Annotated in this window: 16 protein-coding genes; 12 read left to right on the plus strand and 4 right to left on the minus strand. The window is 66.2% G+C overall.

Translation table 11 applies throughout. From position 1 onward, the window contains the following. Window positions 1–95: 95 nt before the first annotated feature. Complete coding sequence (locus QMX81_RS13295) at window positions 96–788, minus strand: rhomboid family intramembrane serine protease (protein ID WP_019186003.1); 693 nt, start codon at window positions 786–788, stop codon at window positions 96–98. 226 nt (window positions 789–1,014) lie between these two features. On the opposite strand from QMX81_RS13295, the gene QMX81_RS13300 reads away from it, so the two are divergent. Then, window positions 1,015–2,364 carry an outer membrane protein transport protein gene (locus QMX81_RS13300; protein ID WP_121042238.1) on the plus strand — a complete coding sequence of 450 codons (1,350 nt, stop codon included), beginning with the start codon at window positions 1,015–1,017 and terminating at the stop codon, window positions 2,362–2,364. Window positions 2,365–2,451: 87 nt separating this feature from the next. Here QMX81_RS13300 and QMX81_RS13305 read toward each other — a convergent pair whose 3' ends face one another. After that, complete coding sequence (locus QMX81_RS13305) at window positions 2,452–3,411, minus strand: helix-turn-helix domain-containing protein (protein ID WP_121042240.1); 960 nt, start codon at window positions 3,409–3,411, stop codon at window positions 2,452–2,454. A gap of 95 nt (window positions 3,412–3,506) precedes the next feature. Here QMX81_RS13305 and QMX81_RS13310 point away from each other — a divergent pair, with 95 nt between their 5' ends. Next, window positions 3,507–3,965, plus strand: coding sequence for a tautomerase (locus tag QMX81_RS13310; RefSeq protein WP_121042242.1), 459 nt, complete (start codon window positions 3,507–3,509; stop codon window positions 3,963–3,965). Between the two features lie 113 nt (window positions 3,966–4,078). Beyond that, window positions 4,079–4,711, plus strand: a complete 633-nt coding sequence (locus QMX81_RS13315) for a hypothetical protein (RefSeq protein WP_121042244.1) — start codon at window positions 4,079–4,081, stop codon at window positions 4,709–4,711. A gap of 55 nt (window positions 4,712–4,766) precedes the next feature. On the opposite strand, the gene putA is transcribed toward QMX81_RS13315, so the two are convergent. After that, on the minus strand, window positions 4,767–8,006 hold the full coding sequence (gene putA, locus QMX81_RS13320; protein WP_121042246.1) for a bifunctional proline dehydrogenase/L-glutamate gamma-semialdehyde dehydrogenase PutA: 3,240 nt from the start codon (window positions 8,004–8,006) through the stop codon (window positions 4,767–4,769). Window positions 8,007–8,018: 12 nt separating this feature from the next. On the opposite strand from putA, the gene QMX81_RS13325 reads away from it, so the two are divergent. From QMX81_RS13325 to QMX81_RS13355, 7 genes are all read left to right on the plus strand, one after another. After that, window positions 8,019–8,198 (plus strand): hypothetical protein, encoded by a 180-nt coding sequence (locus QMX81_RS13325; RefSeq protein ID WP_147433906.1) that lies wholly within the window; start codon window positions 8,019–8,021, stop codon window positions 8,196–8,198. A gap of 85 nt (window positions 8,199–8,283) precedes the next feature. Beyond that, window positions 8,284–8,760, plus strand: a complete 477-nt coding sequence (locus QMX81_RS13330) for a DUF2244 domain-containing protein (RefSeq protein ID WP_121042248.1) — start codon at window positions 8,284–8,286, stop codon at window positions 8,758–8,760. Between the two features lie 11 nt (window positions 8,761–8,771). Then, entirely contained in the window at window positions 8,772–9,713 is a 942-nt protein-coding gene (coxB, locus tag QMX81_RS13335) for a cytochrome c oxidase subunit II (protein ID WP_282262163.1), read from the plus strand. Window positions 9,714–9,777: 64 nt separating this feature from the next. Further along, complete coding sequence (ctaD, locus tag QMX81_RS13340; protein ID WP_019185997.1) at window positions 9,778–11,388, plus strand: cytochrome c oxidase subunit I; 1,611 nt, start codon at window positions 9,778–9,780, stop codon at window positions 11,386–11,388. A gap of 8 nt (window positions 11,389–11,396) precedes the next feature. Then, complete coding sequence (locus tag QMX81_RS13345) at window positions 11,397–11,531, plus strand: hypothetical protein (protein WP_259462181.1); 135 nt, start codon at window positions 11,397–11,399, stop codon at window positions 11,529–11,531. Then, window positions 11,528–12,115 (plus strand): cytochrome c oxidase assembly protein, encoded by a 588-nt coding sequence (locus QMX81_RS13350; protein ID WP_121042251.1) that lies wholly within the window; start codon window positions 11,528–11,530, stop codon window positions 12,113–12,115. Before QMX81_RS13345 ends, QMX81_RS13350 begins: the two co-directional genes overlap by 4 nt. Window positions 12,116–12,135: 20 nt before the next feature. Beyond that, on the plus strand, window positions 12,136–13,011 hold the full coding sequence (locus tag QMX81_RS13355) for a cytochrome c oxidase subunit 3 (protein WP_121042253.1): 876 nt from the start codon (window positions 12,136–12,138) through the stop codon (window positions 13,009–13,011). A gap of 40 nt (window positions 13,012–13,051) precedes the next feature. On the opposite strand, the gene QMX81_RS13360 is transcribed toward QMX81_RS13355, so the two are convergent. Then, on the minus strand, window positions 13,052–13,270 hold the full coding sequence (locus QMX81_RS13360; RefSeq protein WP_019185993.1) for a twin transmembrane helix small protein: 219 nt from the start codon (window positions 13,268–13,270) through the stop codon (window positions 13,052–13,054). Window positions 13,271–13,327: 57 nt separating this feature from the next. On the opposite strand from QMX81_RS13360, the gene QMX81_RS13365 reads away from it, so the two are divergent. Together QMX81_RS13365 and QMX81_RS13370 are read left to right on the plus strand one after the other, a co-directional pair. After that, window positions 13,328–14,062 (plus strand): SURF1 family protein, encoded by a 735-nt coding sequence (locus QMX81_RS13365; protein WP_152153733.1) that lies wholly within the window; start codon window positions 13,328–13,330, stop codon window positions 14,060–14,062. A 27-nt stretch (window positions 14,063–14,089) separates the two neighbouring features. Further along, window positions 14,090–14,665 carry a hypothetical protein gene (locus tag QMX81_RS13370; protein WP_102788907.1) on the plus strand — a complete coding sequence of 192 codons (576 nt, stop codon included), beginning with the start codon at window positions 14,090–14,092 and terminating at the stop codon, window positions 14,663–14,665. The last annotated feature ends 8 nt before the right edge of the window (window positions 14,666–14,673 follow it).

Raw genomic sequence — 14,673 nt, forward strand, 5'->3', positions numbered from 1 at the left:
CCGGTCTGGGCCGCCGGCGGGCGGGCCCACAAAAAACCCCCCGGCCGGGGGCGCCGCCCCGCGCCGGCCACTACCACAGCGCGATGGGTGTTCGCTTAGAACCCATGCCGCTTGCGCAGCCGTCTCGCGATGGCCGCACGCACATACACGCCGTAGCCCAGGCCGAACACGAAGCCGGCGATATGCGCCCACCAGGCCACCATGCCGAAGGTCGGGCCGATGTAGGCGAATACCACCTGCAGCGCTGCCCAGACCCCGATCAGCAGATAGGCCGGGGCGCGGACGAATTCCAGGAACAGGCCCAGCGGGATCACCACGCCCAGCCGCGCGCCCGGGAACAGGGCCAGGTAGGCGCCGATCAAGGCCGACACCGCGCCGCTGGCACCGATGATGATCTGGTCCGGGCTGCCCATCGTGTAGATGGCGGTCAGATTCGAGATCGCCCCACCGACCAGGAACAGCAGCATCAGCCGCCACGGCCCCAGCACGCGTTCGGCCGGCAGCCCGAAGATCAGCAGGAACACCAGGTTGCCCAGCAGGTGCGACCAGTCCGCGTGCAGGAACAGCGCAGTGAACAGCCGCAGCACGCTGCCATCCTGCAGCGTCGCCCACCAGTCCAGCGGGTGGGTCAGGCCGGTCGAGAGGGCGCCCCAGTCCATCCACAGGCTGCGGCGGGCATCGTCCGGCCGCGAGATCGACCACAGGAAGGCCACCCACAGCGCGGCGAACAGCAGGGGGGTGGCCCAGCGGTAGGCGGCTTTCTTGCGGGAGGGGGTCGACACGAACATGCGGGCACTAGCCTAGCGCGGAGGCTGAGCTGACGGGGATATGTCGCGTTCAGCATGAATAGCCACAAGGGCGACTTACGTTATTGTTTCATTAACCGCTCTCGGTATACTCGCATACGGCGTCGTATGTCGGGAGGGGAATCCGGCGCGTTGTCCTGACCCATCAAGGGGAGGGGCGGCGCAGGCGCGCGTTGCCAACATCACCGCTTTCCGGAGAGAACCAACAATGCATACCGCTTCCACTCTTGCCCGCGTCACCGCCCTGGCCGTCGGCATCGCCGGTGTCCTGGCCGTGGGCCACGTCAACGCTGCCGCCTTCCAGTTGAAGGAAAACAGCGCCAAGGGCCTCGGCCGTGCCTTCGCCGGTTCCGGCAGCGCCGCCGGTGACGCCTCGATCATGGCCGTCAACCCGGCCGGCATGCGCCAGCTCGAAGGCATGCAGGTCCAGGGCGACCTGAGCGCCATCAGCTTCTCGGCCAAGTACAAGGGCACCGGCCGCAATGGCGCAGGTCAGCCGCAGACGGGCGGTAACGGCGGCGACGCCGGCATGATCGCCCCGGTTCCGGCCGCGTACTTCCACATGCCGATCGGCGAGCAGGCCCACTTCGGCGTCTCGCTGACCGCCCCGTTCGGCTTCAAGACCGATTACGACAATGGCTGGGTCGGCCGTTACAGTGGTCTGAAGACCGATATGAAGGCCATCGACCTGGGCTTTGCCGCGTCCTACGACGTCAACCCGTACGTGTCCTTCGGCGCGTCCGTGTTCGTCGAGCACCTGACCATCGAGCTGAGCCAGGCTGTCGACTTCGGCGCCCTCTTCGCCGGTCGCGTGCCGGGCTACGCGCCGGGCAGCGCCGATGGCAAGTCGACCGTGAAGGGTGACAACAACGCTGTGGGCTGGACCGTCGGCGGCTTGTTCAGCCCGGACGAGAACACCCACATCGGCATCAGCTACCGCTCCAAGGTCGAGCACAAGATCACCGGCGGCGATGCCAACTTTGATCTGCCCAGCGATGGTGGCCGTACGGCGACGATCCTGGCAGCGACCCAGCCGGGCGTGTTCGTCAACACCAGCGGCAAGGCCACGCTGACCCTGCCGGCCTCGGCCACCCTGAGCGTCACCCACAACATCAATGACCGCTGGACCGTCATGGGTGATGTGACCCGCACCGCGTGGTCGACCGCGTTCGACACGGTCACCATCGACTTCGCTTCCAACCAGCCGAACTCGGACCTGAACTTTGGTTACCGCGACACGACCTTCGTCTCGCTGGGTACCGATTACAAGCTGAGCGACACCGTGACCCTGCGTGGCGGTGTGGCGCTTGACCAGACCCCGACCACCGACGCGCACCGCGACGTCCGCGTGCCGGATACCAGCCGCAAGTGGCTGTCGCTGGGCGTGGGCTGGACCCCGTCGGCGAACACCGAATACAACTTCGGTTACACCCACCTGTTCACCAGCGAGCCGAACATCCTGGTCAAGCCGACCCAGGGCAACCAGGGCAACTCGCTCAACGGCAAGTACAAGGTCCGTGGCGACGTGCTGGCCGCTTCGTTCAACTACAAGTTCTGATCAACGCAGCACTGATCGGTTGAACGCAGCAGCAGAAAACCCCGCGAAAGCGGGGTTTTTTGTTGCCTGCAGACAAGGCGAAAGCGGTCAGCGCAACTGCCGCGGCGTGGCGTTGAGGCGCTTGCGCATCAGCCGGCGCAGGGCGGTGGGATCGCGGTACCCCACGCGCTCGGCCACGGTCTCCACCGAGTAGCGGCTGTTCTCCAGCAGGGTGCGCGCCTGGTTCAACTGCACACTGCGGATCAGGTGCAGCGGCCCTTGCCCGGTTGCCTTGCCCACCTGCCGCGACAGCGTGCGCGTGGACATGCCGGCGTACTTGGCGAGCGCACCGACGCTGACCGTGGCCGGCAGCGTGGCTTCGATGTGGGCGGTGAGTGAGGCGATCAGCGCGTTGCCCTGCGCCATCATCGCCGGGACCATGAACGGCGATTGCAGTTGCCGGCGATCCAGCAGCAGCGCCCGTGCCACCGCATCGGGAAGCGCCGGGCCAAAGCGTTGCCGGAGCAAATACAGCATCAGGTCGGTGTGCCCGAGCGCAGCACCGGCCGTGATCAGCGGCGCGTCGTCGATCACCATCCGGTCTGGATCGACCCGGCACTCCGGGGCTTGCCGCTGCAGCGCGCCGGCCAGCCACCAGGTGGTGGTCACGCTGCGCCCGGTCAGCAGCCCGGCATCGTGCAGCAGGAAGACGGAGGCACAGGAGGCCGCGACACGCCCGCCCGCCGCCACATGCGCGCGCAGCGCCCGCACCACACCCGGGATGTCGGGCTCGCCCAGCCGCTGTGCGATCGCGTCAGGATCCTCCACGCCCAGCCCTGGCACGATCCAGCACGCCTGCGCATCGGCGACGCGTGGCATCGGCGCGGCACGCAGCTGCAGGTGCGTGCCCAGTCGGACAGCGCCGCGTGCCGGGCTGCAGACCTGCCAGCGCGGCACCGGCAGACCCAGGCGCGGGGCGAGGGTAGCCGCCGTGGTGAGGATGTCCAAGGTGAGCGCGACGCTGGAGGCGAACGCGCCCGGCAGGACGATGACAGTGAAATCGTGCATTGGCTGATTGTGCACGAAAGATGTCGGATCGGCCGATGTTGCCCGGGGCGGCGTTCGGCTCCAATGGAGTCCCTTTGCGCAACCGGTCGATCCCCATGCCCAACATCACCCTCATCCTTCCCGCCAACGCGTTCGACGCCGCTACCCGGCAACGCCTGCTACAGGCGGTGCATGGCGCCGCCGTCCGCGCCAGCGGCTTGGGTGCCGAGCCAGCCCAGCAGCGCCTGTGCTGGGTGATGCTGCAGGAGATCGCGGCCGGCCACTGGCTGTGTGGTGGTCAGGACATCGGTGCGCACTGCATTCCCTGCCAGGTCGAGGTGCGGATACCTCACGGCGTGCTGGACGCACGTCAGCGCGCCGACTACGCCCGGCAGCTGCACGAGGCCATTGCCGGTTGCTTGCGGCCGGAGGATCCCCGCGTGCTGCTGAGTTCGATCGTGATGACCGATATCGCCGATGGCCACTGGGCGGCCAACGGCCGGCTGTGGCACTTGAACGACTTCGTACAGGCGGCCGGTTACGCGCATCTGCAATCGCAGCTCGCATCGGCATGATCACGCGCGCCGCGCGGCCGAAACGATGAACACTGGAATGACATCCAGCACGACGTACAATCCCCGCCCGGACTGCGCCCTGCCGTCCCGTGATTACTGACAAGGATCTGTATATGTCGTCTCTGTTGCTGCGCTCCACGCTCGCCATGGGTCTGGCCGGTCTCTCGCTGCCTGCCATTGCCGCGCCGGAGTTCGCCGCCTGTTTCACTTTGACCCCGGGTCTGTCCTGGTCGAATGCCGATGAAACGCTCACCATCGAAAAAGTGACCTTCGCTGGCCAGAACGCCATCAAGATGCACAGTGCCGGTGGTGGCATCGGGATGGCCACGTTCCATGACATCAGCGGCCGCCAGCTGCTGGGCCAGGAGCGTTACAGCATGTCCAGCGACGGCCCCACGCGGACCGATACCTTCAAGCCGGCGCCGACGTTCCCGCAGAGCGCCAAGCCGGGCGATCGTTTCGAGCTCACTGGCGCGGGCGAGCGCACGAACCATGTCGACGAAACCGTTGAACCGGTCGACTACGACGGTTTCTCCGACTACACCTTCGTCGGTTTCGAAGACATTGAAGCGGACGTTGACAACCAGCCGCGCACGTTCAAGGACACCTGCCACGTCACCGCGACCTTCGAAGACAGCCGCATCGAGGCGTGGTATGCCGCCGGCTTCGGCCGCATCAAGTTCGAGCGTTACATGGGTAGCGAGCTGCTGATGCAGGACCAGATCGAGTCCATCGAAAGCCCGTGACCTACAAAAAACCCCGCGTTCGCGGGGTTTTTTGTTTACCGCAGGACGCCCGGAATCAGTCGCCCAGAGTCAGCAGCGAGGCATTGCCGCCGGCCGCCGTGGTGTTCACGGTGACGGTCTTCTCGGTGGCAAAGCGCAGCAGGTAGTGCGGGCCGCCGGCCTTGGGGCCGGTGCCGGACAGGCCCTGGCCGCCGAACGGCTGCACGCCGACCACCGCACCGATCTGGTTGCGGTTGACGTACACGTTGCCCACGTTGATGCGCGAGGAAATGCGGTCGACGGTTTCATCGATGCGCGAATGCACGCCCAGGGTCAGGCCGTAGCCGGTCGCGTTGATCTGGTCGATCACCGCATCGAGCTGGTCGCCCTTCCAGCGGATCACGTGCAGCACCGGCCCGAAGATCTCCTTGTGCAGCTGGTCCAGGTTCTTCAGCTCGTAGGCACGCGGTGCGAAGAAGGTGCCGTGCGCGGCGTCGTCGCTGAGCGTGGCAGCGGCGATCAGGCGGGCGTCCTTCTCCATGCGCACGGCGTGATCCTTGAGGATCTGCAGCGCGTCGGCGTCGATCACCGGGCCGACATCGGTCGACAGCAGGCCCGGGTCACCGACCTTCAGTTCGGCCATCGCGCCGGACAGCATGGTCATCACCTTGTCGGCGATGTCGTCCTGCACGAACAGCACGCGTGCGGCCGAGCAGCGCTGGCCAGCGGAGGTGAAGGCCGACCCGATCGCATCCTTGACCAGCTGCTCCGGGAGCGCCGAGGAGTCGGCGATGAAGGCGTTCTGGCCGCCGGTCTCGGCGATCAGTACACCGATCGCAGCGTCGCGTGCGGCCATCGCGCGGTTGATCGCACGGGCGGTGTCGGTCGAGCCTGTGAAGGCCACGCCGGCCACGCGCGGGTCGGCGGTCAATGCGGCACCGACGGTCGCGCCGTCGCCCGGCAGGAACTGCAGCACGCCTTCCGGCACGCCGGCATCGAGCAGCAATTTCACTGCGTAATAGCCGATCAGGTTGGTCTGCTCGGCCGGCTTGGCGATCACGCTGTTGCCGGCGGCGAGCGCGGCGCTGACCTGGCCCAGGAAGATCGCCAGCGGGAAGTTCCACGGGCTGATGCAGACGAACACGCCGCGGCCGTGCAGCTGCAGTTCGTTGGATTCACCGGTCGGGCTCGGCAGCTTTTCGGCGTGGCCGAACTGCTCGCGCGCCTGCTTGGCGTAGTAGCGCAGGAAGTCGACCGCTTCGCGCACTTCGGCGATGCCGTCGGGCAGGCTCTTGCCGGCTTCCTTGACGCACAGCGCCATGAACTCGGGCATGCGCGCTTCCAGCTGGTCGGCGGCGTGTTCCAGGATCGCCGCGCGGCTGGCGGCCGGGGTGCGGTTCCAGGCCGGCTGCGCGGCCACGGCATTGGCCAGCGCCTTCTCGACGGTGGCGCTGTCGGCCGGCTGCCACTGGCCCACCACCTGGCGCGTGTCGGCCGGGTTGGTCACGTTCAACAGTGCGCCGGTCGGGTTGGCACCCGGCACCAGCGGCGCGGCGTGCCACCCGCTCTTACCCGGCGCGGGCACGGCGGCGTTGAGCTGCTCGGCCAGGGCACGCAGATCGTTGTCGTTGGCGAGATTGACGCCCATGGAGTTCTTCCTGTCATGGTTCTGGCTGCGCAGCAGATCGACCGGCAGCGGGATTTTCGGATGCGGAATGGACGCGAACGAGGAGACCACCTCGACCGGATCGCGGATCAGGTCGTCGATGGCCACGTTCTCGTCGGTGATGCGGTTGACGAAGCTGGAATTGGCGCCGTTTTCAAGCAGGCGACGCACCAGGTACGGCAGCAGGTCTTCATGCGAACCGACCGGCGCATACACGCGGCACGGCACGTTCAGACGGTCGGCCGGCACCACTTCGGCATACAGGTCATCGCCCATGCCGTGCAGCTTCTGGTGCTCGTACTGGCCGCCCTTGGCGATCGCCTGCACGGCCGCGATGGTGTGCGCGTTGTGCGTAGCGAACATCGGGTAGATCGCATCGCTGTGCGTGAACAGACGCTTGGCGCAGGCCAGGTAGGAGACGTCGGTGTTCTGCTTGCGGGTGAACACCGGGTAGGCCGGCAGACCGTCGATCTGCGCGCGCTTGATCTCCGCATCCCAGTACGCGCCCTTGACCAGGCGCACCTGCAGGCGGCGACCGATGCGACGGGCCAGGTCGGCCAGGTAGTCGATCGTGTAAGGGGTGCGCTTCTGGTAGGACTGCACGACCACACCGAAGCCTTCCCAACCGGCCAGCGAGGCATCGCTGACCACGGTCTCGATGATGTCCAGCGACAGTTCCAGGCGGTCGGTTTCTTCGGCGTCGACGGTGCAGCCGATGCCGTACGACTTGGCCAGCTGCGCCAGTTCCAGCACGCCCGGCACCAGGTCGGCCATGACGCGTGCGCGCTTGGCATGCTCGTAGCGCGGGTACAGCGCGGAGAGCTTGATCGAGATGCCCGGTGCCGAATTGACGTCGCCATCGGGACGGCCGCCGCGGGCCTTGTGGTCACCGCCGATCGAGTGGATCGCGCGACGGTAGTCTTCCAGGTAACGCTTGGCATCCTTCATGGTCAGCGCGCCTTCGCCGAGCATGTCGAACGAATAGCGGTAGCTGGCGTTGTCGCCCTTGTGCGAGCGCGACAGCGCTTCGTCGATGGTGCGGCCCATGACGAACTGGTGGCCCATGATCTTCATCGCCTGGCGCACGGCCAGGCGGATCACCGGCTCACCCACGCGGCCGATCAGGCGCTTGAACGCGCCCGGCACATCGGCGCGGGTGGCATCGTTGATCTGGACCAGGCGGCCGGTCAGCATCAGGCCCCAGGTGGAAGCGTTGACCAGCACCGAGTCGCTGCCGCCCATGTGCTTTTTCCAGTCGGCCTCGCCGAGCTTGTCGCGGATCAGTTTGTCAGCGGTCTCCTGGTCGGGAATGCGCAGCAGGGCTTCGGCCACGCACATCAGCAGCACGCCTTCCTCGCTGCCCAGATCGTACTGGCGCATGAAGGCTTCGATCGCGCCCTGGTCCTGGGCGCGCACGCGCACGCGCTTGACCAGGTCGGCAGCGGTGGCCTGCACCTTGGCCTGCTCGGCGGCCGGCAGGCGTGCCTGCTCGAGCAGCTCGCGCACATGGGTGGCCTCGTCCTTCAACCAGGCATCGGTGATCGCCTGGCGGAACGCGTCGGGAACGGCCGGCAGCTCGGGGGACAGCAGCGGCGGGCGGGCGGCGCCGGACGATGCCGGGGCAGGGGGAAGGACAGAGGATGCAGTCATGCCGGTCGGCTCGTGGAGAACTTGACCATTTTAATCGTTTTTTTGGCGAGTCAAGGGGTTTTCATGGTCGCGCCCATGCGGCGCATAGCCTTTCATACAGGGGGATTCGGCGGATTCGACCCGGCTGCCATTTATTATGCTGTTTTCGTCAAAACCGCCGCCGCAGGCAATGCTGTATTGCAACATTCCTGAAACTGTGAATGGACCCTTGCTACTCGCTGGAGAGCGGGGCTACCATCGAGACGTTTCCCGCGGCAGGAAAAAACGCGGTTGCGACATGATCGAGGTGCTCATCGCTCCGGACGGATCAGGGACGCAACTGCGGCTGCGCCCCCCACGGGCGCTCGATGCCCGGCAGTTCGTCCTGTTGTTTGTGGTGTTGGCGGGGGTGATGTGGCTGGCGGCCGGCCTGGGCTGGTTCACCGGCAATGTATTCGCCCCCGTGTTTGCTCTGCTGTACAGCGTGTTGCTGGCAGTGGCGCTGCGCACGGTGTGGCGCAGTGGAGAACGGCAGGAAGAGATCCGGGTGGTGCCGGCGTGTGTGGAAGTGATTCCCGCACCCGGGCATTCGCCGGTGTTCAGCGCCCACCCGCACTGGGTGAGGCTGATCGCCGACGAACGCAGAGTCCGGCTGGCATCCAGCGGTCGGCAGGTGGACGTGGGGAGTTTCCTCGCACCGGCCGAACGCCAGGTACTGGCTCAGAAACTAGAAGGCTTGCTCGCGGCCAATGACGGCCGCAACCGACGACGCTAAGGGTCTAGGCAATGAAGCAATGCAGAAAGTGGGGCAGGACGTTCGGGAAGTCAGTGTTGAGCGGGGTCGCGCTGCTGGCGCCGGCCATGGCGTGGGCCCAGGCGGCCGACCCCAAACCGTGGCAATTGAACATGGGCAAGGGGGTGACCCAGAGCTCGCGGTTGGCGTGGGAGTCCAACCTGTTCTCGCTGTGGGTCTGTACGGTGATCGGCGTGCTGGTGTTCGGCGCGCTGTTCTACGCGATCTTCAAATTCCGCAAATCCAAGGGCGCGGTGGCCGCCACCTTCAGCCACAACACCAAGGCCGAGGTCATCTGGACGGTGATCCCGGTGATCATCCTGGTGGTGATGGCCTGGCCGGCCACGGCCAATCTGATCAAGTTCTACGACACCCGCGATTCGGAAATGACCGTCAAGGTCACCGGGTATCAGTGGATGTGGAAGTACGACTACCTCGGCGAGAACGTCAGCTTCACCAGCCGCCTGGACCGTGAGTCCGACCGCGTGCGCCAGAGTGGCGTGGTCCCGACCCGCGACAGCCATCCGCATTACCTGCTGGATGTCGACAACCGTCTGGTGCTGCCGGTCGATACCAAGGTGCGCTTCGTGATCACCTCCGACGACGTCATCCACGCATGGTGGGTGCCGGCGCTGGGCTGGAAGCAGGATGCGATTCCCGGCTTCATCAACGAGGCCTGGACCAACATCGAACAGGTCGGCGTGTACCGCGGCCAGTGCGCCGAGCTGTGCGGCAAGGATCACGGCTTCATGCCGATCGTGGTCGAGGCGGTCTCCAAGGAGGATTACCAGAAATGGCTGGCTTCCAAGAAGCCCGCGCCAGCTCCTGCACCGGAGGCCGCTCCGGCGCCCGCGCCGGCTGCCCCGGCCGAGGCCACCCCGGCACCGGCACCGGCCAGCGAGCCTGCCGCGGCAGCAACAGACAGCAACGCCTGAAATCGAGCCGCGTCCGCCAGCCGGCGGATGCGGGTACCACCGGATACAGTGAGGTGTAGTTGCGATGGCGCATTCCGCAGTTGACCACGACGGGCATCACGGGCATCAGCAGGGGTTCTTCGAGCGTTGGTTCTTCTCGACCAACCACAAGGACATCGGCACGCTCTACCTGCTTTTCAGCTTCATCATGTTCATCATCGGTGCGGCGATGAGCGTGATCATCCGCGCCGAGCTGGCGCAACCGGGGCTGCAGTTCGTCAAGCCCGAGTTCTTCAACCAGATGACCACCGTGCATGCGCTGGTGATGATCTTCGGTGGCGTGATGCCGGCCTTCGTCGGCCTGGCTAACTGGATGATCCCGCTGCAGATCGGCGCGCCGGACATGGCGTTGCCGCGCATGAACAACTGGTCGTTCTGGCTGCTGCCGGTGGCCTTCAGCCTGCTGCTGCTGACCCTGTTCCTGCCCGGCGGCGCACCGGCCGGTGGCTGGACGCTGTACCCGCCGCTGTCGCTGCAGGGTGGCTACAACGTGGCCTTCAGCGTGTTCGCCATCCACGTGGCCGGCATCAGCTCGATCATGGGTGCGATCAACATCATCGCCACCGTGCTCAACATGCGCGCGCCCGGCATCGATCTGCTGAAGATGCCGATCTTCTGCTGGGCCTGGCTGATCACCGCCTTCCTGCTGATCGCGGTGATGCCGGTGCTGGCCGGCGCGGTGACGATGCTGCTCACCGACAAGTTCTTCGGCACCAGCTTCTTCAACGCCGCCGGTGGCGGTGACCCGGTGATGTACCAGCACATCTTCTGGTTCTTCGGGCACCCGGAGGTCTACATCATGATCCTGCCGGCGTTCGGCGTGGTCAGCGAGATCATCCCCACCTTCAGCCGCAAGCCGCTGTTCGGCTACCAGGCCATGGTCTACGCGATCGCCGCGATCGCGTTCCTGTCCTTCATCGTATGGGCCCACCACATGTTCACCGTGGGCATGCCGTTGGGCGGCGAGATCTACTTCATGTTCGCCACGATGCTCATCTCCATCCCGACCGGGGTGAAGGTGTTCAACTGGGTCAGCACCATGTGGCGCGGCTCGCTCACCTTCGAAGCGCCGATGCTGTGGGCGGTGGCCTTCGTGATCCTGTTCACCATCGGCGGCTTCTCCGGCCTGATGCTGGCGATCGTGGTGGCCGATTTCCAATACCACGACACTTACTTCGTGGTCGCACATTTCCACTACGTACTGGTCACCGGTGCGGTGTTCGGGTTGATCGCCGCGGTGTACTACTGGTGGCCGAAGTGGACCGGGCGCATGTACAGCGAAACCTGGGCCAAGGTGCATTTCTGGTGGTCGATCGTGTTCGTGAACCTGCTGTTCTTCCCGCAGCACTTCCTCGGCCTGGCCGGCATGCCGCGGCGTATTCCCGATTACAGCGTGGCCTTCGCCGATTGGAACCTGATCAGCTCGATCGGCGCGTTCGGCATGTTCGTCACGCCCTTCATGATGGCCGCGATCCTGTGGCACTCGCTGCGCCACGGCGCGAAGGCCGCCGACCGCTGCTGGGAAGGCGCACGGGGCCTGGAGTGGACGATTCCCTCGCCCGCACCGGCGCATACCTTCACCACGCCGCCGACCATCCGTCCGGGTGATCTGGCCCATGACGACATCACCCATTGAGGCCGTTCATGACCAGTACCACCCGCACGCCGGATGAGCAGGCCCTGCAACGTCGCCGCGCGCATCGCACCGCGTGGGCGGTCGGGATCGTCGCGCTGATGGTCTATGGCGGCTTCATCCTCAGCGGGGTGATCGGGCGATGAGCGATCCGCGCCCGGCACCCGCGCGTCATGCGGGCCTGCCCCGCCTGATCGGGGTGGCGCTGGCGGTGTTCGTGCTGACCTTCTCGCTGGTGCCGCTGTACCGCATCGCCTGCGAGAAGGTGTTCGGCGTGCGCCTGGAGCGTGGCCCCGGCGCGGCGGCAGGCACTGCAGCCGCCACCGGCAAGCGCACCGTGCGGGTGGAATTCGATGGCGGCGTGAATTCCAAGTTGCCGTGGGCGTTCCATCCCGAACAGCTGACGATGGACGTGGTGCCCGGCGAGCTCAACGAGGCGCTGTATTACGCGCGCAATGACAGCGATCGCGCGCTGGTTGGCAGTGCCGTGCCGTCGGTGGCACCGGCCAAGGCATCGGGCTACTTCAGCAAGACCGAGTGTTTCTGCTTCACCGCGCAGACCCTGCAGGCCGGTGAGAAACGCGACATGCCGGTGCGCTTCATCGTCGATCCCGACCTGCCGGCCAACATCACCACGATCACCCTGTCCTACACCTTCTACAAGAACGACGCCTTGTCCGCGCAGCTGGCCCCGGCCAGCCTGCCGACCGGCGCGCGTGCAGCTCCCTGATCCGGACCGGACCCAAGACCATGGCCCAGCAAAGCCCCGATGCGAACGTGTACTTCGTGCCCACGCACAGCAAATGGCCGTTCATCGGTTCCATTGCGATGATGGTGACCATGGTCGGCGTGGCCAGCTGGCTCAACGATTCCAGCTGGGGCAAGTGGACCTTCTACGCCGGCATCGCGATGCTGGTGCTGACCCTGTTCTGGTGGTTCAGCGATGTGGTGCGCGAATCGCAGGCCGGCAGCTACAACCGCCAGGTGGACGGCTCGTTCCGGATGGGGATGGTGTGGTTCATCTTCTCCGAAGTGATGTTCTTCGGCGCGTTCTTCGGGGCGCTGTTCTACACCCGCAACCTGGGCCTGCCGTGGCTGGGCGGCGCGGGCGATGGCGTGATGACCAATGAGTTGCTGTGGGACGGCTATTCGGCGGCGTGGCCGACCAATGGCCCCGGCGCGATCGGCGGGCACTTCCAGACCATCCCGGCCTGGGGCCTGCCGCTGATCAATACGCTGATCCTGCTCACCTCCGGCGTCACCCTCACCATCGCGCACCACGCGCTCAAGGCCGGTCACCGCCGCCAGCTGCTGGTCTGGCTGGGCATCACCGTGCTGCTCGGCGTGGGCTTCCTCACCCTGCAGGCGGAGGAGTACATCCACGCCTACAAGGAACTCAACCTCACCCTGGGTTCGGGCATCTACGGCTCCACCTTCTTCATGCTCACCGGTTTCCACGGCGTGCACGTGCTGCTGGGCACGGTCATGTTGGCGGTGATGTGGCTGCGCTCGTCGAAGGGGCATTTCACCCGCGACAATCACTTCGGCTTCGAAGCCGCCGCGTGGTACTGGCACTTCGTCGACGTGGTGTGGCTGATGCTGTTCCTGTTCGTCTACGTGCTGTAGCGTCGGTGCGACCTCCTGCCGCATCGACGCCGGTGCGGCCTCAGCCGCCGATGCCGTGGGGCTTGATCCAACCGCTGTAGATGCCGATGACCACCAGCACGATCAGCGCCACCGATACCGCGATGCGGCGGGTGAGGGCATTGACGGTGCGCTTGGTCTGGCCGCGATCGACCAGCAGGTAATACAGCCCGGCGCCCAGATTCCAGACGATGACGATCAGAAACGCGATTACCAGCAGGGTCTTCAACGAATCATTCATGCGCGGCTCGATGGCGTGGCGGGTGCGCCTATATCACCGCGTTTTGCCGGCGTTGTCATGATGCGCAAGCACACACGCCTGATCGGCTGGATCGCCGCGGTGCTGGTCATCCTCGCGTTCTGCCAGCTGGGCCGCTGGCAACTGCAGCGCATGCACGCCAAAGAAGCGTTGCTGGCCCAGCAGCTGCCCGCCCGCGCGCAGTCGCTCACGCTGCACCAGGCCCAGGCCGCCCCGCCGTTGCTGCGCTGGGTGGAGGATCACGGTCGCTTCCTGCCCGGCACGATCCTGCTCGACAACCAGACCCGCGAAGGCCGCGCCGGCCTCAAGGTGTATCAGCCGTTCCAGAGTGATGACGGCGCACGCGTGCTGGTCGATCTGGGCTGGCTGCCGATGCCGCCGGATCGTGTCATCCCACCGATCACACCGCTTGCCGGCCACACGGCCATCAGCGGCCTGCTGGCGCCGTCACCGGCCACCGGGCTGGCCCTCGGGCCGGCGCTGTCGCCCGCGCCACAGCCGGGCGTGTGGCTGGCCAGCCGGATGCCCCCCGAGGACATGGCGCGCGCGCTGTCGCTGCCGCCGGGCAGCCTGGGCGCGAGCGTGCTGCGGTTGGATCCGGCGCTGCCAGTTGGCTACGCGCGCGATCTGGAGCTGCTGCCCAATACCCTGCCGCCCAGTCGCCATCTGGGCTACGCCGTGCAATGGTTCGGCCTGGCGTTGACCGTGCTGGTGGTCGCGCTGGTCCTGGAATTCCGTCGCCATCGCCGCCGGCGTGGCACTCCCCGGCGCTGACCGGCTCAACATGAGAAAATGCCGCCCATGAATGCCACTTCCCCGGCCCGGCTGCCGTCCCGTTCACGCGGCCGCTGGACCCTGATCGCGTTGTTCGGCGTGTTCTTCGGCGCCATGGCGCTGGCGGGCGTGCTGCGCTTCTCCGGTTGGCAGCCGACCTCGCACCGCAATACCGGGCAGCTGCTGCAGCCGCCGGCCGATCTGCGCGCACTGCCGCCCACCCTGGCCGATGGTCAGCCGTACCCGTGGAACCCCAACGATCGCACCTGGCGGATCCTGGTGGCCCCGTCTGCCAGCTGTACCAGTGAGTGCGTCACTTTGTCGCAGGGATTGGGCAAGGTGTGGCAGCTGTTCGGCCATAACGCCGATAATGTCGAGATCCTGTGGCTGGGCACGCCGCCGGCCGAGGTCCAGGGCATGCCCGCACTGCGCGCGCTGCGCGCCCAACCGGACCTGCGTGCCGCTTTGCCCGCCGTGGATGACGCCGCCGGCACGCCTGTGTATGTGATCGATCCCAATGGATTCGTGATCATGCGGTACGCGCCGGGATTCGATATGGCCGGTCTGCGCAAAGACCTGGCCACGCTGCTGAAACTGAAGTGAGTTCCGTT

The organism is Stenotrophomonas sp. PS02301 (assembly GCF_029959485.1).
Classification (GTDB): domain Bacteria; phylum Pseudomonadota; class Gammaproteobacteria; order Xanthomonadales; family Xanthomonadaceae; genus Stenotrophomonas; species Stenotrophomonas maltophilia_Z.